The organism is Halosolutus halophilus (assembly GCF_022869805.1).
GTDB lineage: Archaea > Halobacteriota > Halobacteria > Halobacteriales > Natrialbaceae > Halosolutus > Halosolutus halophilus.
In genome coordinates this window covers 789,369-814,548 of the sequence record NZ_CP094974.1, presented here as the reverse complement: position 1 = coordinate 814,548, position 25,180 = coordinate 789,369, and the positions used below count along the sequence as shown (strand labels likewise).

The following is a 25,180-nucleotide window of genomic DNA, read 5'->3' as shown; positions in this document are numbered from 1 at the left end:
GAGCCAATTAGGTGAAATAATGCGAGTCGCCGTGATGGATACATCCTCTATATCTCGTACATCGCTTCTGCCAGTCGCTCGGTCGTTCGTGGAAGCTCTGCAAGAGACAAGGCGCAGGTAGCGATTAAATATCTGTGAGGGACTGGACCTCTCGTATCAATCGCTTCGCCAATGCGTACAGCACTTGGACGAGGTCCTATGGGTTGTCCTGTCGATCCAGCGTGAAGATTCCCTCGTCCGTCGCCACGAACACGGACTCGTCGGCCAGGTAGTTCCAGATTCTCCCCGGGACGGACTCGTCCCACGTCCGCTCGCCGTCCTGCGTGAAGCTGGCGAGCAGGTGTTCGTCGACCTGCACGAACACCTCGTGGTCTCCGCCGACGCCAGCTCCCCCGACGGTCACCGACTGGACTGGCCCAGCGTCGAGTGCCACGTTCCAGTGCTCGCTCCCCGTTGCCGCGTCGAGTGCTCGGAGCTGTGCTGCTCCGACGTAGGCTCTCTGATCGTGGACGGCGACGTCTGGATCGTACTCCGAATTCGGGTTCTCGATCGGATCGGAGACCCAGGATCGATCGCCCATTTCGAGGTCGAACGCGTGGAGCCGGTACTCGCCGCTGCCATCGGTGGAGAGCACGAGCAGGTGGTTGGAAGCGATCCCGACGATCTCCGTCTCTCTGTCGACATCGACGTCGAACTCCCAGCGCCACACCCGATCGCCGTCCGCGACTGCGGCGACCTGTTCGGCGGTCACTACGTACGCGACGCCGTCCTCGAACGACGTGTCGACGGTGTCCTCGCCGAGGTCGTACTGCCAGCGAACGGCTCCGTCGTCTGGATCGAGCGCGACGATGGCGGTGTTGGAACCCACGTAGACGACGTCGGCGGCGTGGAGCGCGGCGGCCGATCCGTCCTGATCCTTCGGATAGGTCCACTGTATTTCGCCCGTGGCCGCGTTGAGCGCACGCAGCGGTCGGCCATCCTCGTAGACGGTCCCGTCGGCCACGATGGGACGCCGATATCCGATGCGCACGTCCCGCGTCCAGCGCTCCTCACCGTCCCCATCCACTGCAATCAGCTCGGTGCAATCGTCGTCGCCGCAGTGGCCGAAGTACACGCCGTCTTCGACTGCGAGCTCCGTGTAGCTGTCGTTTTGCCCCGTCTCGCCATACGTCCACTGGACCTCACCCGTGGCGGCGTCGAGAGCGACGACCTCCCCGTCGGCTACCGGTTCAGACTGCAAGCGACGTTCGTACCACGGTTTCTCTTCTGCAGATTGCTCCCGTGCGAACAGCGTCCCGTCCGTAACGGCGTCAAGCCGCCCGCCGACGCCGTAGCACCACCGATGGCCTTTCGCGCCGGAATCGCACGTACCACGTTCGGAGACGACCTGATATCCCCCGGCGATCGAACTCCCGGCCAAAACGGCCCCGCCCGCCAGTTTGAGCGCCGTTCGTCGTTCCATAATCGCATGGAATCACCGATAGCATAAGTGTCTTCAGTGAGGTAAAATAGCTATTTTCTGTTCAAACCCAGTACGTCTACCGTTGTACTGGGCGAGTTGGATGCGCACTTCTCGCTCCTCAGATCCTCAAATAAACCGTAGCCGTATATTTTCACCTCAGTGATGGTGTTTTCTTACCCAACAATGGTAGCCATCGGACAAGTCAGCACGATAACCCCAGTATTTGATCCTGCTAGCCGCGACTACTCATCAGGGGCCGGCCGGACCAATATGACGTCCGAAGTCGGTACAAGCTGCTGAACTCATCCTCTCTATTCAGCACGCCGCTCTTGCCAACGACTCGTCAGTTCTGATCTCGTCTGCTGAATAGCGAGCGCGAATGCGGCACGAAATCGTGACCGATCTACGAAAGTGATGATCGCTCAGGACAGGCCGACGAGGTAGCGTACCGATTAGCAACCGTCACACCCAAAAACAGTGTCACTCGTCTTCTAATTCCCCTTCCAGTTCGTTCACACGCTGTTCGAGTTCTGCTACGCGCTGATTCTCATTTGACGAATCCTCCCAAAAGTACGCCCCGATAAATAGACCGACGAGGAGTCCGAAGAATGCCCCAACAGTCCCAAACATGGAACCAATTATTGTGCCGACCAGCCCACCAACTACGAGATGGAGACCACTCATATAGATTCGTTACAAGTAAACCGTCAAAAATCCATCCCAACACATTACCGCCGACAAAAGCTACGACTGGGACGCGCCGTGGCACGAACTCAGGGACGCTGGCATCCGCCCGGTAATCAAACATCGTGCGTTCTATGGACTCGACAAAGCGTACAACGCTCACCACGACGAGAACGTCTATCACCGCCGCTCGATCGTCGACGCGATCTTCTTCGCACTGAAACATCGGTTCGACGAGATGTTGCGGCGAGAACGTGGTTTGGCCAGTTCATAGAACTCGTCCTAAAGACCGCCGTCAGAAACATCGAGCAAGCTGTGAGGCTCTAACACCACTGATTTCACGCGTCTAAACAAGGCCCAGGGCGCATATTCAGCACGGACTCAATCGGAATCGGAACGGGTCGAATTGCTCAGTATAGCTATTTAGACCATCTCACCTTCTCGCTGCACGCTCTGGACTGCGAAGCGCTGTGCGTACAGTCACTCGTCGGTACGTCGCCGGTTCAGCAGGTAGGCCACGCCGCCGAGGGCGGTGAGTGCACCCGGAACACCGAAGCCCGGCACCTCATCGGCAACCCCCCACATACTGTCGTCAGCGCTCGGAGTGGTGTACTGCCCATGGCAAACGCGCGATCCGGCGACCCCTGTCTCGACTGCGTACAGGTTATTGTCCCAGCTTCCGACGAAAACAGTGCCGTCAACCACCGTCGGCGACGAGAAGACCGGGTCACCGGTTCTGAATCGCCACTGCTCGTCGCCCGTTGCGGCGCCCACTGCGTAGAGGTGGTTGTCCAGACTCCCGACGAAGACCGTGCTGTCGGCCACCGTCGGTGACGAGACAACGTGGTCACTGGTTTCGAAGCGCCACCGTTTCTCACCCGTCTTGGCGTCCACTGCGTACAGGTTGTAGTCCTCACTCCCGACGAAGGCGGTCCCATCAACCACCGTCGGCGACGAGAAGACCTCGTCACCGGTTTCGAAGCGCCACTGCTCGTCACCCGTTGCGACGTCCACTGCGTACAAGTTGTTATCCATACTCCCAACGAAGACGGTTTCCTCGGCCACTGTCGGCGAGGAGGGAATATCGCCACCGGTTTCGAAGTGCCACTGTTCGTTGCCCGTCTCCGCCTCCACTGCGTAGAGGTGGTTGTCATTACTCCCAACGAAGACAGTGCCGCCGACCACCATCGGCGACGAGAGTATCCTGGCACCGGTTTCGAAATGCCACTGTTCGTCACCAGTCTCGGCATCCACTGCGTACAGGTTGTGGTCAGAACTCCCGACGAAGACGGTACCGTCGACGACCGTTGGCGACGAGCTTATACTGGCGCCGGTTTCGAAATGCCACTGTTCGTCGCCCGTCTCGGCATCCACTGCGTACAGGTTGTCGTCATAACTCCCGACGAAGACGGTACCGTCAACGACCGTCGGTGACGATCGGACGTGGCCGACGGGGCCATCAGTTTCGAAGTGCCACTGTTCGTCACCCGTTTCGGCGTCCACCGCGTACAGGTTATTGTCCCCACTCCCGACGAAGACGGTGCCGTCGACGACCGTCGGTGACGAGTGAACGTGTTCACCGGTTTCGAAGTGCCACCGTTCGTCACATCCGGTGGTCTGTGTCGCCTGCGTCGAGCGGACACCGGCGATCGACGCGATGCCGGCGCCCGCGGTCAGCAGCATGCGCCGTCGGGTCGTCCCTCGCACAGTCGCAGGCGACGAGGGGGTCGTCGCACCGTCTCCGGTCGGGTCGGTGGTGCGTGATCTCCCATGGGGTGGTCGCATCGCCCCTACGTTCCAATCGATTGACCATAAGTCTTCGTTAGCGACGATAATAGCGAGGCGCGGCTCTGTTGAGATCCTATTCTTCAGATACAATCTTGTCTGAAACAGCTGTTACGTAGATCTGCAAACCTAACGTGAATGCTTTCATCAGGAAATATAGATGTTGATAGAGCCGTGCTGAATCCATAGCGCGAATGTCGCACGGTACTCCACAGAAATTGTGACGGGCCGAATCGCTTAGTACAGAGGAAGGGAAGGGGTTACCATTGAATCGGTCGCCATCAGTCCTCTATCATAACTGCAAACCGGAACTTCTCGAATGGCCGAATTACCTCGACGAACTCGCCGGGATCAACCGGTTTTCGAGGATTCCATCTTCGTTAGCATCTTCATTGAGATCACGGGATTCGATGAAGTTTTCACTCATTCCAGACAGAACGATCACTGGAACGTGAGGACGCGTCTTGTATCGTTCGCGTCGGTGCGCACTTGCAAGGTGGGATTGTATTCCATCGAACGTCAACCATCTACCCATGAGCGACCGCAGCCGCGAGCAAGGCGTCGATCTGGGCGACCTCCATGAGAAGCTCGAAACTCACGAGTACCCGGCGAGCAAGGAGGACCTGCTCGAGGCCTACAGGGATCACGAACTCGAGTTCGGCAACGGACGGGCGACGTTCGCCGACCTCCTCGAACCGCTCAATCAGGGCATCTACGACTCCGAGATGGAGGTCAAACAGACGATCATGAACATGGTCGGCGACGAGGCGATCGGACGCAAGAACTACAGCGACCGAACGCCGCCCGCCCCCGGCGAGGACCGCCAGGACGAAGGTGCACCCGATCAGGAGGGTCTGCGCCACCAAGAGTCGTTCTAAACCGCCTGCGAGGCTGGCGGCAGGGTTAGATTCGTACGTTTAGTGAGCGGGTGATGCACCGCTTTCGGCGCGAAATAAACGGAGTCGTTCTGCTGCATATACCCTCTCTATTCAGCACGCCGCTCTTGTCAACTCCTCGTTAATTCTGATCTCGTCTGCTGAATAAAGGGCGCGAATGTGGTACGAGATCCGGTTCGGTCTACGAAAGTGGTGATCGCTCAGTATAGGGCGTGTATAGAACAACGTTCAGAAGTGGTGTTTGTTCTTTTGATAGATGCCATCATTATTCAATCGTAACATGTTGGCAATTGCCTGTTAAAAGAACAGTCGGGGATTCCCTCGGAGCACCTTTAATCCAGACTTCGATACCTTCCCAATTCCCTTTGGAACACTGATTGTTCGGGTCGTTGAATTCCGGCCACGGCTGTTTGAACTGTTTTCCATCGACAGTCACGACGACGGTATGTGGATTGGTTGACTCGGGGAACGTTGCGTCCTCATGTGCTTCATTGTCGTCGGAAAGGGAGTAATCCCGTTCGAACACAACCGCTCCATATCCTCTTTGACCGTGACGGTGACATCACGGACAGCATTTCGATTATGCAAGTAGACACTCACAGTGTGTGCAGGTTTCTCTGAGTTAATCACATCGCTACACCCGGCAATCCCTCCGATTCCACTCACCGTTATCAGGCTGAGAATAGTGCGGCGGGAGGGCATACCAGACATGTTCAGTAACTAATAATACCTATGATAAGAGCCTTTGGGTTGAATTCCAGAGAGCGTTTCTCACGATAAGTATGCACGTCTACTGAGCAGTCGGTTCAGTGACTTCAGCGTGAAACAAACGAAAGTCATGTGCTGAACTCATCCTCTGTATCTCGCATTCCGTTCCTGACAGCAGGTCGGTAGTTCGGCCAGGGGCTGCTGAATAGAAGGCGCGAACGTCGCATGAGATTCGGCTTGATTTCCGACGGTGGTGATCGCTCAGTACAGGAGATAGACTTACCACTTGAGACAGTAAGGATCCTTCCGATGGTGCTCCGATAGAAGTGGTGACCACCACCGATCAGGTTGTGCAGATATGAAGGCCGAGATATTTTATTGACAGCCGTTGCACGTTCGGTATGGGAAACGACGACGAAGAATCCAAGACCGAAGCGGAATCAGCAGACGATGAGACGGAACGTGAAGGTGAGCAAGTGATGAGTCGGGCAGACGGTGCGAGGATCCTCCGCGAAGTCGCCGATGGTGTGGAGAACGGGACAATCGACATCGAAGGAGACAACGGTTTCACAGTCGCGGTTCCAGAGCACTTCGAACTGGAAGTCGAGTACGAGGTTACCGACGACGAGGCTGAGTTAGAAGTCGAACTCGAATGGCGGATGGAAGACGGCGAACCGGTCTCAGCGGACGAATGACACGATTGGCGGCCGCAGGATTCCACTGATTACGAATCTACGGCTCTGTTGAAATTCTATTCTTCAGACACCACACAGTATGAAACAGCCAGTCGTTGAAGAGGGCGAATTATAGCAATTTTGGATACTACGTTTACAGAATATACTTGCAGCCTCAATAGAACATGAGAAACATGAGTGGATTCAGCCGGCGGGGTCTCCTCAGAACTTCCGGTGTTGTCCTCACCGGGAGTTTAGCGGGCTGTGCCGGACTCGTGGGTAGGGCTGGCTCTGCTCTCCCTGATCGCGTCCCACTTTACGCGCGAAACAAGCGAGATGAGCACGTGAGTCTCGCATACTGGTGTTCAACGACTGCAAGCGTCCCTGACGACCTCTCAATCGACGGAGTTGCACAATTAGACAGCAGCGAAGAATCGCAACTTACCGAGATTCCGGTCGCGGCGCCCGATGATGAAGCCAACCGTACGTCGACGCGACAGTCTCCTCGGGAAGACGGAGAGTCGAGTTCCAGTCCCACTCCAGTGAACCGACCCACGGGATCGGATATCGGTATCACTGCTGATCTGCAACACCGAGATAACCAGAGAAACGTGTTACTCCACGTGAATTCGGAGTCCGATGTCTTTTCCGACACCGGATACCTCATCACCGTGCTTTCTGAGCCGGTCAAGGATGTCGGGACACCTGCTCAGCCAGTCTCGCACGAATCAGTTTCCTCAGACGAGAGTGTCGCGGCAGACTTCATCCGGATTGCCCCTCGGTCAGACGAATAGGAGAAACTCGTTCAACTTGGGTTGTTAACTTCGACGCCTGTACTGACCGTTCAGAGTGATCGGTCGATATCATGGATGAGACAAGCGATGGTGAGTTCACGGAACTGCTTCCACCATCATCGTGAGCGAACGAACGCGCCGGATTTCCGCTTGAGCGTTGAGTTGACTGTCTCTGATTGACTCCGCTGTCCGTAGAGATCAGCGTCTAAGCGTGCGTTCCGTACCTTATGAAGCGTCGTGAACTCACGATGCTTGATCAGGGGACGAACCTCGTATTGACGAGCAAGTAGTCTGATTTTCTGGTCGTCATATCCTTTGTCACCGAGAAGAATGTCAATCGCCCCGGGATTGCGCTTGATCGGCTCTGTTGAAATCCTCCAGTCATGATAGGTTCCCGGTGGCCGTGTTACGTATAGGGCGCAGACGTATCAATTTGGATAGGTTCGTCAGGACGTTCTCACCAGTGCGATCAGTCCATACAGTAGAGCGAAAATTGCGATCAGATTTGGTATGATCAGCCCCAGATCATTTCCGGTTAGATTCGGTGCGGACAGGACCAACAATGCCACCAGCACGACAAGCACGGCGAGTAATCGATCGGTGCGATCGGACATACGACTACATCAAAATATTGTCGACGTAAATATTCTGTTTTCAACTATATCGAGATACTGAATTCGAGTTTGAAAATCGTCAACCTATGTTCCATTCGCACATCTACATAACAGTTGTTTCAGTCAAAAACACATCTGAAGGATGAGCTTTCAACAAAGCCCGTGGTGTCGTTTTCTGGGCCGCCATGGATCGCCCTCCTTTCGAGGCTGAATTCACCGGCTGAGAGCCACAGCACGTGCCCACGCAAAGCAGTCCGGAGAACGTGCGCTGCTCGGATTACTGGGACGACGACTCTGCCGCGGCTTCTGTCTCCGCTGTGGCGTCAGTGTACTGTGCACAGACGCGTCGAAGTCCTTCTTCGAAGTCGATCGCGGGTGCCCAGCCGGTCGCGGCTTCGAACGCCGACGTATCGGCACACGTATCGTGGACGTAGACGGCCTCGGGGATCGGGTTCTCGACGTACCCCGGGTCGATGTCAATCGCGGTCACCTCGTGCCCAACCTCCGCGACACAGGCCGCGATCGTCGTCTCCACGTAGCCGCTCCCGATGACGCTGATCTGCACGTAGTGAGGGGCTTGCCCAACCGGAATGAACGTTGTGGTACTACGAGGCATTGTTCAGATGAGTTGGTTCCAGCAGTATGCGTAGCTCTGCAACCATGTTTCAGCGGTTGTTGGATCGGCATTTCTGAAGTAGTTTCCAAATTGAGAGATACGACGTGGTATCTTTTGGAAGAGATGTTCGATAGCGTTCCGATTTCCGTGTTTTTCATGTCGAAATCGGAGTCCGTGTCGATAGAGTGCTGCTTTGAGCCATGACCCGGAATCGATGAGTGCGGAGAGAAAGATCGAGGTAACTCCTTCGTTCCGCGTCGAAAACAGACTGGCATGGCGAAATTCGTTCGTTTTGGATCGATAGCAGCGTACAGCCAGTAGCGTTGATCGTTGAGATGGATCACGGTTTCGTCGAGCGCGACGTGATCCGTTTGGTTGCCACCGACCGGCTGTAGATCGGCTTTTTGCACCCAGTTATGAATCGTGGATCGGGCCCGCTCGACACCGAAACTCTCCAAGACAGATACAGTATCCGAAAGTGATAATCCGCGTAGCTGGAGCTGGATACTCGGCTGCATCAGCTCACGCGGTGTCTGCTCGCGCTCCACAAAATCTAATTCAATCCCGATGCTAGCTCCGGTGAGGCGGTCGAATTCTGGCATAACCACTCTGAATTCTACCGCCTCACTCCTTCAAACTCTAATCTGAACAGCGCCTGAACGTGCGTCCACAATTTTTACAGCGATACCGCTGATACTCTCGATAGCTGCCGTACTTGATCACCGATTCAGACTGGCAGCGCGGGCACTGGAGGCCCTCGCGCCAGCGAACCTGCTGGAGCAGGTTCGCGGCGCTCGCCTCCGAGCGAAACACTTCAACTGGGAACATAGTCGGGTGATGTTGACGCATCGCCCTTGCCCGCTACGCTTTCACAGCACCAGCTCTGTTCGATCAATAATCTGCTTCCGAAGAGCGTGGACCAGATTAACGGATACACCTCTGTGCGGATTATGGCCAGGGAAGCTGTGACGATCCGTAATAGTTGATATCTTGGATATCCCAGCGTGGACCTTGAGTAGCCAACCGTTCGCGGAACGACTCCCAGTCGTCAGTTTTGGTATCAGGTGACCATCCAAGTTCGGCGATAGCAGGGAACCTGGGGAACAGCATGAACTCGATGTCGTCCAGCGTCTCTAGGGTCTCGGCCCAAAGTGCCGTCTCAGGACCCATAATTGATGACTCGTTAACTCCTTCGATGAACGTCCCAGGATCCCAGTCGTAGGCCTCTCTCACAGATGTGAGCCCTGCCCAGTCGAGACCGAGTTCGGTGTCCTCGTGGTATTTCATATCGAGGTAGGCACGGCTCGCGGGGGAAGCGATGATTTCATTCCCCTTCTGTGCGGCCTCGGCGACTTCTGGGGCCTCGCTCCCCGGATACCAGTACTGGGGAATCACGTCGGTTTCCGGATCAGGCCCGAGGATCTGGTGCCAGCCCAGGGGACGTTTTCCATGGTCTCGGACAATGTCGATTGCTCGTTCCATGAAGTAGTTATATTCTTCATCGGTGATGACGTAGGCTTCGTCGCCGCCAATATGGATGTACGGTCCGGGTGTGAGTTCTGCCACCTCGCGGATCACATCATCAACGAACTCATAGGTGATCTCCTTGTCAACACACAGTGAACTGAATCCAACCTGCGTGCCAGTGTAGAGATCTTCCCGCTCGCCATCGCAGTTGAGTTCAGCGTACGAGGCCAGCGCCGCATTGGTATGCCCCGGCATGTCGATCTCCGGGACAACGGTAATAAATCGTTCGTGTGCGTACTCAACGATTTCGCGGTACTCGTCTTGGGTGTAGAAGCCACCCTCACCGCCGCCGACCTCTGTGGAGCCGCCGATCTCGGTGAGTTTCGGCCAACTCTCGATCTCAATGCGCCAGCCCTGATCGTCAGTGAGATGTAGATGCAGGTGGTTCGCCTTATACTGGGCGAGATAATCGATGTACTGTTTGACGTCATCGACATCGAAGAAGTGCCGTGCAACATCCAAGTGTGCACCCCGGTAGGCGAACCGTGGATAATCCCGAATCTGGACGCCGGGTACGGTCCAGTCGGCTGCCCGTACCGAGTCAGCCTCAACTGCGGGCGGCAGGAGTTGACGGAGTGTCTGTACACCGGCGAACAGCCCGGCTGGCGCGTTGGCACGAATCGTCACCCCGCTGGGGTTGACCTGCAAGCGATACCCCTCCTCACCGACCTCATCAGACGCGCCGGCGAGTCGCAACGAGATGCCGCCGGTCGACCCTCGAGGTGGCCGCTTGCGGATAGGAAGTTCGTAACCTGTCGGTGTCCGGAAGAAGTTGGCCAGATATTTCGCAACATCCGTCGCTGGCGTCTCACCGACGTAGATCGCCGTCTCGTCGGTAATCTCGTAACCAGCGCTTGTCACTTCAGTTTCGACCGGTATAGGCACAATATTCTCCACACGACGTGTGTCACTGCTCCCGGATCCTTGTGCTGCAGCGGATCCAATCCCGAATGAGAGGGTGCCGATGCCACCAATCGTTTGCAGGGCTCTGCGTCGTCCCATGCCAGTATTTGACATATAAAGTGCTATTCCACACCTCATTACTAAAAAGTTATGTAATATTTACTACTATAAATAAATAACAAATAGTATTATTTTATATGACTTTAATTACTTTATAAATGATGGCGCGCGGCGTCGCATCTCAAAAAGGAGAACAGGTCCTCAAATCGTATCGAAGTCCATGACCTGCAGTTCGCGGTCCTCTTTCCACGCGCCACGAGTGAAGTCAGGGAACTTCACCGGTTTGCCGCCGTGTTCGATCGAGATCGCGGACAACGGCCGGACTGCGCTCCACGCAGCGGCGTCGTAGACGTCCATATCGAGGGGGCGCCCCTCGTTGAACGCGTCGAACAAGCGGTAGATCTCGAGGAAGTCGCCGCCGCCATGACCACCGTACTCCTCGGCAATCTCTTCCATCTCTTTCCAGAGCGGATGGCGGTACTCCTCATAGTAGTCATCGTAGGTCTCGTCGTCGACGAACCCATGGCCTTCGCTGTTGAGGGCCAGCTGGCTCGGGAAGCCTTCGTGGTAGGCTTCTGACCCCGCGAGTTCGTTCTTGCGACTGTAGCCGCGGTTGGTCTTGACGTCGAACTGGAGGTGGATCTGGCGCCCCTGATTCGTTATGATCTCCGATCGCGTCGTGTCGCCGTTGGCCCAGTCATCGATGCCGTGAGCCCAGTGGTCCTCGGGGAGTTCCTGCGCCCGCTGGGTCAGCCTGCTCTCCGGACTCTCCTGGCTCGCAATGTACTCCATTTGATCGCCACGGTTGAGTCCCATATAGAACGCAATGGGGCCTAGCCCATGAGTCGGGTACAGATCGCCCTTGTACTGGAGGTGATTCTTCGCCCGCCAGTCGTTCCAGTACGCCTGGAAGAAGTAGTGGGACACCAGGTTGTGAATATATCCCCCAGAGGCGTAGTTCAACTGGTCACCGAACACGCCTTCCTGAACCATATTGGTAATCCACAGCTCCTCGTCGAAGTAACAGACGTTCTCCAGCATCATACACTGCTGCTGGGTCTGCTCAGCGGTCTCAACGAGGGTCCAACACTCCTTGATCGATGTCGCCGCAGGCACTTCGACAGCCACGTGCTTTCCCTTCTTCATAGCATACTCCGCCATCGGCGTATGGGCCTGATGGTGCGTAAATACGAAGACGAGGTCGAGATCATCGCGCTGTACCAGCTTCTTCCAGCTGTTTTTCGATCCCGAGTATGTAGCCACGTTCTCGGTGTCGTTCTCTCCTTCCTCGTCGATCCAGGAATACATGCTCTTGACGGCCTCTTCGCGGATGTCACAGATGGCCCGGATTTCGCCCTTCTCCGGGTACATCGCATCGATGAGCTGCGTCATCGAGGAGCCTCTGTTCCCGAGTCCGATGATCCCCGCGTTGACTGTATCGATCTGGTCGGTGAGCCCGATTACCGACTCCCCTTTTCGCGGCGGTGTCTCATTCGGCAACTCTTTGCCGTCCCGCAGGTGACCGTCGCTCCATTCCTGTGCAGCACCCGTGTGTGACACGGTAACGATACTAGCAGCGCCTGCGACTCCTTTCAGATAGTTGCGTCGATTCATGGCGCATGCCAATCGTCCACATTGGTTATAATAAGTGTTTCCTGAAATTCTATATATATTATATATTAGAAGATGAATAAAATTCACCTGCCGGTTTCCCACCTCTCAGTGGCTCAAACGCCACCGGTCCGATCCGACGATGCACCACCGAGACAGATTCGGCACTGTTTCTCTCCGCCATCAACGTCCGTTACTCGGGAAGCGAGAAGCCGTACGGTACCGATTTCTGGCACGAGCACGCAAAAACCGCTCTCCAGTACGGTTTCGATCGAATCTAAAACCCCGTCACCGCCTCACCACCTACTCGACGCGTGCAGTGACTTCGATCTCGACGCCGATCTCAATTGGAAGTCTTGAGACTTCCACGGCCGCTCGTGCCGGATACGGGTCGGTCATGTACTCCGCGTACACCTCGTTTACGTCGTCATAGTCATCCATATCGGTAACGTATACGTTTGCCTTCAGGACATCATCGAGGGACGCGCCGCCGGCTTCCAGGATCGCTGCGATGTTCTCGAGCGTCTGTTCGGTCTGTTCACTGATATCCTCTGAGACGACTTCCCCGGTCTCGGGATCAACCGGTCCCTGTCCGGACACATAGATCCGGTTCCCATCTTTGATCCCTTGTGAGTACGGTCCGATCGCATCGGGAGCGTCATCAGTAACGATCTCTTCCATAGTTCCGATATCTCACACCTCTCCATTGAATCTGTCGGTTTGCTAGTTTACTTGAAGACGAGTTGGCCGAACGCCGATGACTGGTGGAAATCCGGTTCGGGTGTATTGACCGGGCACCATGTGGCGAAGAACGAGGTCTCACATGGCCCGAGCCGATGAAAATTCCCTTGCCAGACTGTCCCTTCGCTCGGCGAGATCGAACTCCCGGTGACGGTTGCGAGCGTCTCGAACGGAAGCGCGACGGCAACCCACCACTGGTTGTCATCCGCGGAGTTCGCCGCTAAACGTTCGTCGAGGGAGGATGCGACCCGAATCGACGCTGCTTGGTCAGCGGTGATCAGTTCCCGGGTGTGCCGATTTGGGCCGAATCCGAGCCGGAATGCTCCGATACAGTTGACTTCGAAGTTGATGTAGTGCGGTCTACGCTGGGGGTCGATTGTCGCAAAAAATTCGACACAGCTGTCTTCCCAGACTGGCCCGTTGAGTTCTACTGTCTCTGCACGGATGATCGCGTCGTCCGCGCGATACTGCAGGTACAGCGCGTCCTCATCGTATACCGATCGGACAACTGTCGACCGCTTCGGGCCCGGAACGCCCCATGGATATTCATGTATCCGAACTGGATCTGCGGCTTCCCACGGCGTGTCCGTTACTTTCCCTGTAAGGGGGACCGGCTCATCGACCCGACTGATCCGACAGCGTTTCATCGCTCGGCGGGCGGATCATTTGCTTGATAAATTTCATTTTGGAACGAGGTCGGCAGGCTAACCGTGAGGCCACCATCGACGACGATATTTTCACCCGTGATGAAGCCGGCCCGCTCCGTGGCGAGAAAGAGGGCGGTATCTGCGACCTCCTCCGGGCGACCGAACCGACCTAACGGATACTGGTCGAGCCAGCGATCGCGAGCGCTGGTCTCGTCCGTTCGTTCTTCGGTGTTCTCCATCTCATCCTTGCGATTCTGTGTTTCGATCGTCCCGGCGGAGAGGACGTTCGACCGGATGCCATACTGGCCGTAGTGGGTCGCAATATTCCGTGAGAGGGCAAGCAGTCCGCTCTTCGCCTCGGAGTAGCCTGCAAGACCGATGCCGAATAAGCCGTTGACTGACCCCACATGAATCATCGAACCGCCCCCCGCAGCGATCATCGCGGGGAGCACTTCCCGAGCAAGCAGATACGGCCCCTTCAGGTTGAGCTCGAGCAACCACTCATACGTCTCTTCGTCGCACCGATGGAGGAGATCCGCCGATTCGACCGAGCCGCCGGCGTTGTTCACGAGCACACGGAGATCGCCGAACTCTTCGATCGTGGTCTCGACCAGATTCGCAACCTCGTCAGCGTTCGTCACGTCACATTCGACGGGGACAACGCGCCCGTCGTGTTGGGCCGTGATCTGTGCAGCGATCGATTCGACGTCCTCGTACGACCGCGAGCAGATGGCCACGTCGCCGCCAGCAGCGGCGAACGTCGTTGCGATCTGGCGGCCAATCCCTCGTGATGCACCGGTAACGATAGCCGGACGGTCAGCTAAAGACAACTCGACCATGCGATTTGTTATACTCTTTCAGGTATAAAATAGATTTCCCTCACTGTCGATCACGCGCATCCGACGGGCTCCGTCTCGTCGTCGACTCGTTGGATTCGCATCAGTATCCCCCGACAGGTCACCGATGCGGTTTCCCAGTACGTGGCAGGCAGGCGTTACACCTGGAACTTCTCGATCGTGTCTAGATCGATGTCGACGCCAAGTCCAGGCGCATCCGGGACGGTCATCCGGCCGTCGGCGAGTTCGAACGGGTCCGTGAGGATATCCTCCTCCCACGCGTAGTAGGTCGTATCCGGCGGGAGCGAAAAGCCCGGAAGCCCGTGGACAGCATGGAGGATCGCGGCCGTTCGAATCCCGAGGTCGAACGCGCAGTGATGTGTATATGGGACGCCGGCGTCCTCGACGATGGCCGCCTGCTGGCGGAGGCCAGCGATGCCGCCCGCCGGGGTGAGATCCAGGACAGCGACGTCCATCGCTCCGGTCGTGATGAGCGACCGGAGGTTGTTCGGGATGTAGGTATCCTCGTTTGGCGCGATGGGTTGTCGTAACCGCTGGCGAAGCGTTGCGAGGGAGGTGTGGTTGTTGACACGAATCGGCTGCTCCATATACTGGAGATAGATGCCCGAATCTTCGAGCGCAGCGCCGACGCGAACGGCTTCATCGAGCGTCCATCCTTGGTTGGGATCGAGCCGGAACTCGAGTTGCCCATCAACCTCGTCGTGCATCGCCTCAATGCGGGCGACGTCTTGCTGCCAGTCGCGGCCGGCTTTCGTCTTGAGCACCGAGAAGCCAGCCTCGAGCGCTTCGCATGCTTTGCGGCGCGACTCCTCGGGCGAGAGGATCCCGAGACAGAACGCGAACTCCACCTCACGATCGGGTCGGGACTCCGCGTCAGCCGCGTCGGCATTCATCGCTTCCGTCTGCTCGGGCGCGGTCGCGCCACCGAGCAGCTCGCACACGGGCTTGTTCAGTGCTTTCCCAACGATATCCCAGCAGGCCGTCTCGACAGCGGCGAAAAACAGTTCGATATTGGTGTACTCGATGAACACCTGTCGGCGGAGCCGTTCGACCTCGAACGGCGACTGGCCCTCGATCAGTGGCCCAATGCCGTCCTCGAGGACGGATTCCGTCGCTTCGGCCGAGAGAAAGGTCCGCATTTCCCCCCAGCCAGCGATGCCCGCATCCGTCTCGACGCGGACGAGCACGCGTTCCATCGACTCGACCTGGCCGTGGTTGGTCACATACGGCCCGATGCCGAGCGTCTCGTCCAACTCGATCAGCGGTACGTCGACGGTCGTCGCAGTCACGTCTGTGATCTCCATGCACAGTGCTGATTCGTGAACCACAATGAAGATACCGTCTCGCCGGCATCGAGGTGAACTGCTACCCCGGCGCTCTTAGCGCGTTGCCGACTCGATCCACTCGAGCGATCGGTCCGGCAGAAGTCCGTAATTGTAAAACGACACCCGCCGGACACCGATCGACCGTAATCCGTCGACAATGTCAACGACGGTCGCCTCGTCATGGATCGCGGGATGGCCGGGCAGCACGCCGACGTGGATTGGGATCTCCGGCGTCAGCTCGTTGACGGTCCGGTACGCGTCGAGCACGGCGTCCCGAGAGGATTCATACGCCGGAACGCAGTAATAATCGACGTAGTCAGCCAACCGGTTCAGATCCGCCCCCACGAGCCACTCGCGGCCGGGTTCCGGCATGCCGGCATAGTAGCCGAGTGGGGTGTCACCCGCGGCGTCGGCGAGGTCGGCATACAGGTCGATGAGGGTCTGCTCCCGAATATCGACGTAGTCGGCGACTGCCGGCTGGGCTCGAAGCCACCGGTCCGGATTGAGGTCGTGGGGCACGCGGCCGGCAACGATGTGATCAAGCGTTCGCGCAGCCGTTTCCCGGACTGTCTCGACATCGATTCCGGCGTCCGCTGCCGCCGCCCGACAATACTCGCAGAAACACAACCCAAGGAGAAATTCGCCGAGGGTGCCGAGGCGCGCATGGATCTTCTGGTGATGCCAGCCAAACCCGGTGCCGTAGAAGTAATCGAACGTCTCTAGTTCGATTCGGTCGAAGTGGTCGCGATCGGCCAGGTCCCCGACTACGGCGACGAGGTACTCTTGCACAGCCGGATTCGTCGGACAGAGTCCGAAAACGAGATCATCGCCATGAGGTGACTCGAGCGTGAGGTCGGGAGCGGCCATTCCCAGGCGGGAGTTGTGACATCCAACGGTCCACGAGGTCAGGGTGAACTCAGGAAGTTGGGCGGCGATCTCGTCGATCCAGTCTCCCTCCATTCCCTCGTAGGGCGTCGGCTCTACCCGGCCATATCGGCCATCGGGTCTGAAGTACGAACTCGCCCGAGCGAAGTGCGTTCGGCGGGTCGGATTGTGCGGTGTGAACGCTTGGACGGTGTGGTAATTGGTTGCCAGATTCAGTTCAGAGACACCGATCTCGCGGAGGCGAGCGGCGACACGGGTGGGCCCCTCGTCCCGAACGTCCCAGGGATAGCCCCAGATCGCGAACTCCATAATGGTCGTACGAACGGACCCGTGTTAGTGGTTTGGGTGGCGCAAAAAGGAGCGTGGGCTGTCGTTACTCTTTGACGGCGCCGGCGGTCATCCCGCTCACGATGTATTCCTCGAGGAAGGCAAACAGTATCAAGAGCGGCAGAATCCCGATGACTGAGACAGTCAGCATCATCCGCCAGTCAGTCTGGAGTGCCCCAACCATCGAGAACACGCCACGCGGGATGTTATACTTCGACGCATCCGTCAGGAAGGTCAAGACGAACAGGAGTCGGTTCCACGCGTAGAGGAACGTGTACGTGATGCTGGCCACCAGTGCCGGTTTCGTGAGCGGCAACACGACCTTCGTGAGGATCTGCAGCTGCGAGGCGCCGTCGATGCGGGCCGCCTCCTCCAGTGAGACAGGTATCGTCTTGAAGTAACCGTACAACATCCACACGTTGAATGGGAGCGTAAACGCTGCTGCCGGGATGATAACCGCCAGATAACTGTTGAACAGCCCGAAACTCGTAATCACGTCGAATAATCCGACGATCAGCACCACGGGTGCGAACATCTGCACAACCAGTACCCCAAGGAGGAAGACCCGCTTGCCGACGAACTCGTTGCGTGCGCACGAGTAGGCGGCCGGAATCGCGAGCAGCAGCGTCAACACGACCGTGCCGATCGAGATGAGGAAACTGTTCGCGATCCACAGCACCACGTCCGTCTGCGTCCAAACCGAGACGTATGCTCCAATCGAGGGGTCCGTCGGCACGAGTGTTGCCGGGCTGGAGAAGATCTCCGACTCCGACTTGAGTGTACTCGAGAACATGGCGTAGAACGGGAACATCATCAACCCGAGCAAGGCAATGAGGACGCCGTAGATGCGGACTTTCCGGAGTCCCGCTTGGTCGTGGCCAGCCATCGTCATAGTTCTTCACCACCGGACGTGTAGATTCGCAGGTAGATGATGGCGAACACGAACAGGAACACGAAGCCAAGCACGCTGTACGCGGCTCCCTCGCCGAGATTGCCGTTCTTAAGGCCGACCTGGTAGATCCAGATGACAAGCGTGGATGTCGTGTTGATCGGGCCACCGCCAGTCATGGTCCAGATCGTATCGAAGCTAACGAAGGTCCAAATCGTCGAGAGCAGTGTTGCGATCAGAATGACTGGCTTCAGCTGTGGGAGCGTAATGTAGCGGAACTGTTGCCACTTCTCGGCGCCATCGATCGCCGCCGCTTCGTACAATTCCTGTGGAATCGACTGGAGACCGGCCAAGAAAATGATCGCCATAAACGGTGTGCCGATCCAGATATCGGCGACGACGACGCCGATCCAGGCGATATTCGGATTGCCGAGGATTCCGATCCCTTGGTCGATGATCCCCAACTCCAGTAAAACGGCGTTGAGGTAGCCGTATTGGGGGTGTTCGATCCATCGAAACACAACCGCAGAGATCGCGTACGGGATCCCCCATGGGATCAGGAACGCCGTCCGGAAGAACTTCCGACCGCGGATATCCTGATTGAGATGGACTGCGATCAGTAAGCCAAGGAGGGCCTTCCCGGCAACGCCGACAACAACCCAGCGACCAGTCTGCGAGAGCAGCTGGTAGAAGATATCACTGTTGAAGATTTCTACGTAGTGCTGTAATCCGACGTACGTTTCAATGTTCGAATCAGCCGGCGATTCGTACAGCGACAGCCTGAACGTCTCGAAGATCGGATAGGCAATAACACTGCACAGGAACAGCGTCACCGGTGCGATGAGCAAGTACGCACGTCTCCGCTGCCAGAGATACGTCAGGCTCCGCTTGAGCCGTGAATCGGCTGGGGTCTCTGTGTATTCTTCTGCAATACTCATACGACGAGGTTATTCCATCGTGTCTTCGAGGTCGGACTGGGCATCATCAAGCGCTTCCTGCGGCGATTTCTGATCAGCTAGGGCTTCTTGGATCGCTTGCACCATCCGGTTGTTAAACTCATTGAAGTTCGAGAGTTTCGGCCGGGCACGCGCATACTGGGCAGCCTCAATATACGGGGCCCAGTTTTCCGAGTTCTGGAAGTGATCCCGCTCACCGACCGCTTCGATCGTCGGCATAAATCCTTTGTTAGTAGCGTATTCGAAGTGGCGATCCTCGTCAAAGTAGAACTGGAGCAGTTCTTCGGCCAGATCGCGGACCTCGGTCTGACTGAAGATCGAGATCGCATCGATCGTGTTCAGACTGTAGCGGCCTTCAGGTCCGGCAGGCACCTGGACGATCCCGTAGTCGAAATCCACCTCCCCGTTTTCCTTCGCTTCGTCGATGTTGAGGCTGGTGTAGACGTGCGCAATAACCATCCCCAGTTCACCGGTCTCAAACATCTGGCGGATGTCTTGTCGCGTCGACGAGAGCGGCGACGACTGCGTGACCTCGTGTTCGAGGTGGAGATTCGTGTAAAAGGTCAACGCATCAACGGCTTCACTCGAGTTCACGGCGGGGTTACTATCGTCGTCGATCAGGTCGGCCCCATACGACCAGTGGTAGTGGTAATACTGCGAGCCGGTCTCGATCGCATCGGCCCCGGCAAGCCCGAGCGCCGGCGTCTCCGCTTCATCACGGATCTGTTGGGCCGCCGCGAGCATATCGTCCCAGGTATCGAGCTGCGGGTCCTCCGGGTCGAGTCCGGCCGCCTCGAAGACGTCCTTATTGTAGTAGAGGCATTTGTTCGACGCCGCCCACGGGGCCCCGTAGTAGCTCCCTTGGTACATACACCCCTCGGCCATCCCGTCATAGAACCGGTCGCCCCACTCGCTTTCCATCAGGTCATCGATGGGCTCGAGGGCTTCCTTCCCGACGAGTTGCGGAATCCACCGAGCAGGCCAGCGTCCGACATCTGGGGCTTCGTTGCCATCGACCCGGTTATTGACGGTCTGCTGGGCGTTATCCCAGGTGACGCTCGTGAACTCGAGGGTGATGTCGTGTTCCTCTTCGAATTGGGCATTGTTTTCTTCGAAGAAGTCTTCGATATTATCCCCAACGCCCATCGTCAGGAACTGAATGTCGCTGTCGTCGCTCCCATCACCACCACCGCCGATACAGCCAGCCAGCGCGATAATCCCGCCGGCGCCAAGGCCTTTCATCATCTGTCGGCGATCGATACTTTCTTCTCCAAACGGATCTGTCGCGTCGTTCGGCATATGCACTACCCTTATGCTGAAACTATTAAAATATACCGGGAATCATATTTTTGATTATAATAAATAATAGAAATGATTGGGGCGTGTCACGCGTTGTGTTCGTGGATCGCGACGAACAGGGCCGCGAGTTCCTCCGTGACGATGTCGTAAATACGGGACCCCTTTTCGGCGCTGGCCAGGTGCGGCGCCCCGATCGCCCCCGACTCGGAGTACTCGTCGAACCCACGATAGACGGCCAGCGTGCCGCCTTTCAGTAGGTCGCTGCCGCCCCAGTCGTAGTGTTCATCCCACGCCGTTGCCGCGGCGGTATCCGAATCGGCCACGAGATCCGGGCGGAGATGAAGCATGAGTGACGTTTCGTACTCCCCGCCGTGTGCCATCCCCCCGAGTTCGCTCTCCCGGAGGGCGTCGATTTCCTCGGTGGCCAACGTGAAATACGTCGTCCCAAGCACTTCGGCGTCTGTCGAAGTCCCGACCGTACTGACTACCGCGTTAATCAGCGCCGTATTCCCGCCATGGCCGTTCACGAAACAGACCGCATCGAATCCGCTTTTGACCCCGGTTAAAGCGACGTCCTCGAGGACTGATCGGAGGTGCTCGAACTCAAGGGAGAGCGTCCCCCCGAACGAGAGATGATGGGGGGAGAAGCCACTCCAGACCGGCGGGACGACCAGGACCGGGGCGTCCTCGGGCGCCCGTTCCGCGGCCCCGGTGACCATCGCCTCAACAAGAATGGTATCGGTCGCGACGGGAAGATGGTGGCCGTGTTGTTCGATACTGCCAACTGGGATCACAAGGACTGATCCGTCCCTCGCCGCGGTCTCTTTGATCTCCGCGTATGATTTTCCGGCCCACTCACTACTCGTGGCTCCAATAGCGTCGTATAGCATGGTCTTTAGGCAGTTGTCACGGATTCGAATTCGTCTTCAAGCGGTACGCGGTCGCCGGTCTGCTCGAAAAAGTGCGCGTCGACCGCTGCGAAGTCGAGCGCAACCAAGTCGCCGGATTCCGGGCGGAACTCGCTATCAACACGCGCAATAATCTCGTTCTCGCCATCAACAGGATGGAGATAGAGGAAATTGTCGGATCCCATCGGTTCGACAACGTCGACGACCGTCTCGAGACGGCCAGTCCCGTCTGTCGCAGTGAAATCCTCCGGCCGGACGCCGAGGGTGTACTCGCCGGCGTCCAGTGTCACCGGCAGCGTCGTTTCGAACCCGGTGCCCTGTACGCGAACCCCATCGTCCGTCGGTGACACGGTCACCTCGAAGAAGTTCATACTTGGCGAGCCGATGAATCCGGCAACGAACTCGTTGTTCGGGCGGTCATAACACACCTCCGGGCGGGCAACCTGTTGGAGTTGGCCCTCGTTGAGGATCGCGATGCGATCCCCCATCGTCATCGCTTCGGTCTGATCATGGGTAACATAAATCGTCGTCACCCCGAGTTCCTCCTGGATGCGTTGCAGTTCCGTCCGCATTTGGGTGCGCAACTTCGCATCCAGATTACTGAGCGGTTCGTCCATCAGGAAGACGTCTGGATCGCGGACGATCGCCCGGCCGAGGGCGACCCGCTGCTGTTGGCCCCCTGAAAGTTGTTTCGGATACTGGTCGAGTAGTTCCGGGATCTCAAGGAGATCAGCAGCCTCCTCGACGCGGGTGTCGATTTCGGCCTCGTCAAATTCGTCGGCCAGTTTCAGGCCAAACGCCATGTTCTCCCGCACGGTCATATGCGGGTACAGCGCGTAGTTCTGGAACACCATTGCGATATCCCGATCCTGGGGGCGCACGTCGTTGACGACTTGGTCGCCGATGCCGATTTCCCCGGCAGTGATCGTCTCGAGGCCAGCGATCATCCGGAGTGTCGTTGATTTCCCACAGCCGGAAGGACCGACCATCACGAGGAACTCACCGTCGCGGACGGTCAAATCGATCTCCTCAACGGCGAGAATATCGTCGTACACCTTTGTTACGTCGGCGAGACGTACTTCGCTCATAGTAACGTCCATCGTTCTATGTTGGTAAGGATAAAAAGGTACCGTTGGACCCCGGTACGCCTCGGGACCCAACGGCGAACTGAGTACGCACACGAGTTTGACAATACCAAAAATTATGTGGGTTGCCCCTAATCGGCCTGTATGGCCGACGATCGAAGCCCGCGGCGGATTCAATCCGTGGAGTTAGCGTTTGAAATCCTCAAAGTGTTACGGGATGAAGAAGGGGCGACCGTCTCAGAGGTCGCCACGCACATCGACCGGTCGCCCGGGACCACCCATACCTACCTTCAGACGCTGCGGGACCTCGGGTATGTTCGGACGAGTAACGGCGAGTATCATGTTGGCTTCTTTGCGCTACCGCTCGGCGAATACGTGCGGTCGCGCTCGCGCCTCTATCAGGCCGGGAAGTCCGAAGTCGATAAACTCGCCCAAGAGACGGGTGAAGCCAGTCACCTGGTCGTAGAAAGCCATGGCCGGGAAATTCTCCTCTACGAGCAGTTCGGCCCGGATGCCGTCGGCGAGGATCTCTACACGCGGATCAAAGGATTTCCGCGACGGAATCTCCATTGTTCGGCGGCCAGCAAAGCGATTCTGGCGCATCTGCCCCCGGAGCGCCGCAATGCCATCCTCGACGACTATGAGTTCGTTCCGCGAACGCCAAACACGATTACTGACGAAGCGACCTTACGGGCCGAACTCGAGGACGTCCGTGCCGACGGCTTCGCCCGCAACGATGAGGAGCAAATTTCTGGAGTTCGTGCCGTCGCAGCGCCTATAATTCATGCTGAGACCGTATACGGAGCGATTAGCTTGTCCGCACCAACGAGTCGTGTGCGCGGGGAACGGTTTGCAACGACGGTCCCCGACCGACTCGTCGATTCGGCGAATGTGATCGAAGTCACCCTTCAAACACCGTCGCCGGGTAGAAATTAAGTGTAGTCGATTCTTCTCTGCAAGAAGGATGGCAGTTGGCTTCTCCCAACTCCCATGAACGTTCCCACAACTTTTGACATTGTCAAAACTAAGTCATCGACGGGAAGTCTTCTCCTTGCGTCGATGTATTACAACAGTACTTTCGTAAAAATGTCAACCAGCACCCCCCAACTCAGCTGTTTTGGCTCGTATAACACTAATGATTGTTATAGTTATCGGGTCGATCGGTCGATCCTAGAAATCGATGAGTGAAGGCCGCTCACGCCAGATGGTCGACGGTCAATCTGCGTCCAACTCCCCGTCGCTGGCTGGGGCGTGTCTGGCGCCCCTGCTGAACTGGGCTCGCTGTGACCCGCACTACGAGCGGGGAATGGGATGTGCGACTCCGCACGTCGATATGACTATTTCTCGGTCTTTAATATTGTTCTGAATTCAGATGTTTTGGTCGTTTTTGGCGGTAGTTGGCGATCTCGACCTGGGAGAGACAGGGTTGAGGTTGGGCCAATCCTGGCTTGAAATCTGCCTTCTATCGTGCGTAAATTATTCTTCTTCACATATAATCATCGACTAGATCCGGATTTTACTACTTATTTCGAGTCTTTTGTTCTGGTGATGGAACAGTGCCACCTGCTACTCGGCCTTAGGTCTAGTTCCAACCGGACTCTCCCGCAGCACCGAATGTATATATTAATTATACTATAGATTTGGAAATATATATGAAATCAAATAGGTAGAGCGGGCGCCTCCAGCACGGGTGACTCAAGGGTCACGCTCGGCCGCAAAGAACCAACGGAGCTGACGGCGACGAAGGGCAGTCGGACGCCGACGTGAGGTGGTTTACACTGCCCGACCAGGGTCCGGCCTCGACACTGTCAAAAGCACCCCGCCTATAGTAGTCGTTAGAAATAATTGCTCACTTTTGGAAGCGAGAGTTGATCAAGAGCGGTATCGATCGCTGTTGTAAGTTCAGGTAGTGAGTCGAAGAACCGGTTGCTAAGTGCTGATTGAAGTTGTCTCCAGCACTCTTCGACCGAGTTTAGTTCAGGTGAATACGCCGGCAATGTCACGAAGGCGAGGTCGTCACGGGTCGTCAGGTCCGTGACGGCCGACGCCTGAAAATACGGCGCTCCATCTAGTACAATGATCAAATCATCTTCGAATTCTTGGCATAACGCGAGAATGAAATGCTCTGCGTGTTCGGCAGTCACATACTCTTCGAATCGAGAGAAAAAGCGATCACCGTCCTCGGTGATCGCGCCCAACAGACACGTCCAGTCGCGTTGTCCAGACAATTCGACGGACGGCCGCGTGCCGCACGGAAACCACGCGGCACGCGGCTCGACTCGGCACGCGGCTCGACTTGCACGGATTTCTTGGGTTGATCGATACAGACTACCGTGGCGTCCATCTCCCGCCGCTTTTTTTGAGTTGCTCGCGGAACGCTTCTTGCTCATCAGCATCAGATTCGGCGGCTGTACGGCGAGGTTTTTGATAGCTCAATCCCGCTTCGTTGAGCAACCGCCGACAGCTCGGGATTGAATACTCGACATCGTATATCTCGTCAAGGTATTGCTGGACGAGCGCCGGCGTCCATGCCGGCGCGTCAACGCCAACTTCTTCGGGAGATTCATGGACAACCTCTTCGAACTCTGTTTGCTCTTGTTCTGAAAGCTTTCGTTTTCTCCCAGACCGATGAGCATCAGTAACAGCCTGCTCAAGCGACTCGTCGGTGTCGAGTCGCTTGAGCCAGTTATAGATCGTCCGGCGCTGAACGTCGTACCACTCAGCTAGTTCAGTTTGCGTAAGACCATTTTTGTACGCTATTGCGGCTAAGAGCCGTTGTGTCGGCTTCTTTCCTTCCACACTGTCGAGGGCAGTTTGTAGTTCCTCGACAGAGATCTCGTCGAGATGATCCACTACACTCAGCAACACTATCTGAGTAAATAGTTCTAACGGTTACTATAGTACTGCCGTGACCACCTCGTCGGCTG

At 56.9% G+C, this 25,180-nt stretch carries 19 protein-coding genes and 7 pseudogenes; 4 read left to right on the top strand and 22 right to left on the bottom strand.

Annotated elements, in window-relative coordinates; translation table 11 throughout:
• Positions 1-196: 196 nt before the first annotated feature.
• A complete protein-coding gene (locus MUG98_RS03945; protein WP_265110859.1) occupies positions 197-1,462 on the bottom strand; it encodes a PQQ-binding-like beta-propeller repeat protein in 1,266 nt (421 codons plus the stop codon).
• A 480-nt stretch (positions 1,463-1,942) separates the two neighbouring features.
• The gene (locus MUG98_RS03940; RefSeq protein ID WP_265110858.1) at positions 1,943-2,146 is read right to left on the bottom strand and encodes a hypothetical protein; all 204 of its coding nucleotides are present in this window, start codon (positions 2,144-2,146) and stop codon (positions 1,943-1,945) included.
• Positions 2,147-2,189: 43 nt separating this feature from the next.
• Here MUG98_RS03940 and MUG98_RS03935 point away from each other — a divergent pair.
• A pseudogene (locus MUG98_RS03935) lies at positions 2,190-2,473 on the top strand (IS5/IS1182 family transposase); the annotation flags it as partial.
• 153 nt (positions 2,474-2,626) lie between these two features.
• On the opposite strand, the gene MUG98_RS03930 reads toward MUG98_RS03935, so the two are convergent.
• On the bottom strand, positions 2,627-4,024 hold the full coding sequence (locus tag MUG98_RS03930) for a beta-alanine-activating enzyme beta-propeller domain-containing protein (protein ID WP_265110857.1): 1,398 nt from the start codon (positions 4,022-4,024) through the stop codon (positions 2,627-2,629).
• Between the two features lie 440 nt (positions 4,025-4,464).
• On the opposite strand from MUG98_RS03930, the gene MUG98_RS03925 reads away from it, so the two are divergent.
• Complete coding sequence (locus MUG98_RS03925) at positions 4,465-4,809, top strand: DUF5789 family protein (RefSeq protein ID WP_265110856.1); 345 nt, start codon at positions 4,465-4,467, stop codon at positions 4,807-4,809.
• Positions 4,810-5,936: 1,127 nt separating this feature from the next.
• Positions 5,937-6,230, top strand: coding sequence for an amphi-Trp domain-containing protein (locus MUG98_RS03920; RefSeq protein WP_265110855.1), 294 nt, complete (start codon positions 5,937-5,939; stop codon positions 6,228-6,230).
• A gap of 823 nt (positions 6,231-7,053) precedes the next feature.
• Here the strand turns inward: MUG98_RS03920 and MUG98_RS03915 are convergent.
• The 18 genes and pseudogenes from MUG98_RS03915 to MUG98_RS03830 all read right to left on the bottom strand — a co-directional run.
• A pseudogene (locus MUG98_RS03915) lies at positions 7,054-7,368 on the bottom strand (transposase); the annotation flags it as partial.
• Between the two features lie 81 nt (positions 7,369-7,449).
• Positions 7,450-7,617, bottom strand: coding sequence for a hypothetical protein (locus tag MUG98_RS03910; protein ID WP_265110854.1), 168 nt, complete (start codon positions 7,615-7,617; stop codon positions 7,450-7,452).
• A gap of 277 nt (positions 7,618-7,894) precedes the next feature.
• Positions 7,895-8,089 (bottom strand): annotated as a pseudogene (locus MUG98_RS03905) (hypothetical protein); the annotation flags it as partial.
• A 30-nt stretch (positions 8,090-8,119) separates the two neighbouring features.
• Positions 8,120-8,233, bottom strand: a pseudogene (locus MUG98_RS25225) (hypothetical protein); the annotation flags it as partial.
• A 3-nt stretch (positions 8,234-8,236) separates the two neighbouring features.
• A pseudogene (locus tag MUG98_RS03895) lies at positions 8,237-8,835 on the bottom strand (IS6 family transposase).
• Positions 8,836-8,890: 55 nt separating this feature from the next.
• Positions 8,891-9,061 (bottom strand): annotated as a pseudogene (locus tag MUG98_RS03890) (transposase); the annotation flags it as partial.
• 120 nt (positions 9,062-9,181) lie between these two features.
• Entirely contained in the window at positions 9,182-10,777 is a 1,596-nt protein-coding gene (locus MUG98_RS03885; protein WP_265110853.1) for a beta-N-acetylhexosaminidase, read from the bottom strand.
• A gap of 147 nt (positions 10,778-10,924) precedes the next feature.
• Positions 10,925-12,337, bottom strand: a complete 1,413-nt coding sequence (locus MUG98_RS03880) for a Gfo/Idh/MocA family protein (RefSeq protein WP_265110852.1) — start codon at positions 12,335-12,337, stop codon at positions 10,925-10,927.
• 300 nt (positions 12,338-12,637) lie between these two features.
• A complete protein-coding gene (locus MUG98_RS03875) occupies positions 12,638-13,015 on the bottom strand; it encodes a RidA family protein (RefSeq protein ID WP_265110851.1) in 378 nt (125 codons plus the stop codon).
• Between the two features lie 47 nt (positions 13,016-13,062).
• Entirely contained in the window at positions 13,063-13,722 is a 660-nt protein-coding gene (locus MUG98_RS03870; protein WP_265110850.1) for a carbohydrate-binding family 9-like protein, read from the bottom strand.
• Positions 13,719-14,561, bottom strand: a complete 843-nt coding sequence (locus MUG98_RS03865; protein ID WP_265110849.1) for an SDR family NAD(P)-dependent oxidoreductase — start codon at positions 14,559-14,561, stop codon at positions 13,719-13,721. Before MUG98_RS03865 ends, MUG98_RS03870 begins: the two co-directional genes overlap by 4 nt.
• Before the next feature lie 155 nt (positions 14,562-14,716).
• A complete protein-coding gene (locus MUG98_RS03860) occupies positions 14,717-15,883 on the bottom strand; it encodes a mandelate racemase/muconate lactonizing enzyme family protein (RefSeq protein ID WP_265110848.1) in 1,167 nt (388 codons plus the stop codon).
• 75 nt (positions 15,884-15,958) lie between these two features.
• A complete protein-coding gene (locus MUG98_RS03855) occupies positions 15,959-17,098 on the bottom strand; it encodes a hypothetical protein (RefSeq protein ID WP_265110847.1) in 1,140 nt (379 codons plus the stop codon).
• A 64-nt stretch (positions 17,099-17,162) separates the two neighbouring features.
• Positions 17,163-18,008: a carbohydrate ABC transporter permease gene (locus MUG98_RS03850; protein WP_265110846.1), complete on the bottom strand. Its 846-nt coding sequence runs from the start codon at positions 18,006-18,008 to the stop codon at positions 17,163-17,165.
• The gene (locus tag MUG98_RS03845) at positions 18,005-18,943 is read right to left on the bottom strand and encodes a carbohydrate ABC transporter permease (RefSeq protein ID WP_265110845.1); all 939 of its coding nucleotides are present in this window, start codon (positions 18,941-18,943) and stop codon (positions 18,005-18,007) included. Before MUG98_RS03845 ends, MUG98_RS03850 begins: the two co-directional genes overlap by 4 nt.
• A gap of 9 nt (positions 18,944-18,952) precedes the next feature.
• Positions 18,953-20,260, bottom strand: a complete 1,308-nt coding sequence (locus tag MUG98_RS03840; RefSeq protein WP_265110844.1) for an ABC transporter substrate-binding protein — start codon at positions 20,258-20,260, stop codon at positions 18,953-18,955.
• A gap of 86 nt (positions 20,261-20,346) precedes the next feature.
• Positions 20,347-21,150: a creatininase family protein gene (locus MUG98_RS03835; protein ID WP_265110843.1), complete on the bottom strand. Its 804-nt coding sequence runs from the start codon at positions 21,148-21,150 to the stop codon at positions 20,347-20,349.
• A gap of 5 nt (positions 21,151-21,155) precedes the next feature.
• Positions 21,156-22,256 (bottom strand): ABC transporter ATP-binding protein, encoded by a 1,101-nt coding sequence (locus tag MUG98_RS03830; protein WP_265112544.1) that lies wholly within the window; start codon positions 22,254-22,256, stop codon positions 21,156-21,158.
• A gap of 141 nt (positions 22,257-22,397) precedes the next feature.
• Here MUG98_RS03830 and MUG98_RS03825 point away from each other — a divergent pair, with 141 nt between their 5' ends.
• A complete protein-coding gene (locus MUG98_RS03825) occupies positions 22,398-23,189 on the top strand; it encodes an IclR family transcriptional regulator (protein WP_265110842.1) in 792 nt (263 codons plus the stop codon).
• Positions 23,190-24,088: 899 nt separating this feature from the next.
• On the opposite strand, the pseudogene MUG98_RS03820 reads toward MUG98_RS03825, so the two are convergent.
• Positions 24,089-25,106 (bottom strand): annotated as a pseudogene (locus tag MUG98_RS03820) (IS630 family transposase).
• Positions 25,107-25,180 lie beyond the last annotated feature (74 nt).

Excerpts from the sequence above, each read along its gene's own strand:
- MUG98_RS03875 (WP_265110851.1), bottom strand. The coding sequence starts at position 13,015 with ATGGAAGAGATCGTTACTGATGACGCTCCCGATGCGATCGGACCGTAC.
- MUG98_RS03870 (WP_265110850.1), bottom strand. The coding sequence starts at position 13,722 with ATGAAACGCTGTCGGATCAGTCGGGTCGATGAGCCGGTCCCCCTTACA.
- MUG98_RS03830 (WP_265112544.1), bottom strand. The coding sequence starts at position 22,256 with ATGAGCGAAGTACGTCTCGCCGACGTAACAAAGGTGTACGACGATATT.
- MUG98_RS03880 (WP_265110852.1), bottom strand. The coding sequence starts at position 12,337 with ATGAATCGACGCAACTATCTGAAAGGAGTCGCAGGCGCTGCTAGTATC.
- MUG98_RS03855 (WP_265110847.1), bottom strand. The coding sequence starts at position 17,098 with ATGGAGTTCGCGATCTGGGGCTATCCCTGGGACGTTCGGGACGAGGGG.
- MUG98_RS03885 (WP_265110853.1), bottom strand. The coding sequence starts at position 10,777 with ATGTCAAATACTGGCATGGGACGACGCAGAGCCCTGCAAACGATTGGT.
- MUG98_RS03925 (WP_265110856.1), top strand. The coding sequence starts at position 4,465 with ATGAGCGACCGCAGCCGCGAGCAAGGCGTCGATCTGGGCGACCTCCAT.
- MUG98_RS03865 (WP_265110849.1), bottom strand. The coding sequence starts at position 14,561 with ATGGTCGAGTTGTCTTTAGCTGACCGTCCGGCTATCGTTACCGGTGCA.
- MUG98_RS03840 (WP_265110844.1), bottom strand. The coding sequence starts at position 20,260 with ATGCCGAACGACGCGACAGATCCGTTTGGAGAAGAAAGTATCGATCGC.
- MUG98_RS03940 (WP_265110858.1), bottom strand. The coding sequence starts at position 2,146 with ATGAGTGGTCTCCATCTCGTAGTTGGTGGGCTGGTCGGCACAATAATT.
- MUG98_RS03910 (WP_265110854.1), bottom strand. The coding sequence starts at position 7,617 with ATGTCCGATCGCACCGATCGATTACTCGCCGTGCTTGTCGTGCTGGTG.
- MUG98_RS03835 (WP_265110843.1), bottom strand. The coding sequence starts at position 21,150 with ATGCTATACGACGCTATTGGAGCCACGAGTAGTGAGTGGGCCGGAAAA.
- MUG98_RS03860 (WP_265110848.1), bottom strand. The coding sequence starts at position 15,883 with ATGGAGATCACAGACGTGACTGCGACGACCGTCGACGTACCGCTGATC.
- MUG98_RS03920 (WP_265110855.1), top strand. The coding sequence starts at position 5,937 with ATGGGAAACGACGACGAAGAATCCAAGACCGAAGCGGAATCAGCAGAC.
- MUG98_RS03845 (WP_265110845.1), bottom strand. The coding sequence starts at position 18,943 with ATGAGTATTGCAGAAGAATACACAGAGACCCCAGCCGATTCACGGCTC.
- MUG98_RS03945 (WP_265110859.1), bottom strand. The coding sequence starts at position 1,462 with ATGGAACGACGAACGGCGCTCAAACTGGCGGGCGGGGCCGTTTTGGCC.
- MUG98_RS03850 (WP_265110846.1), bottom strand. The coding sequence starts at position 18,008 with ATGACGATGGCTGGCCACGACCAAGCGGGACTCCGGAAAGTCCGCATC.
- MUG98_RS03825 (WP_265110842.1), top strand. The coding sequence starts at position 22,398 with ATGGCCGACGATCGAAGCCCGCGGCGGATTCAATCCGTGGAGTTAGCG.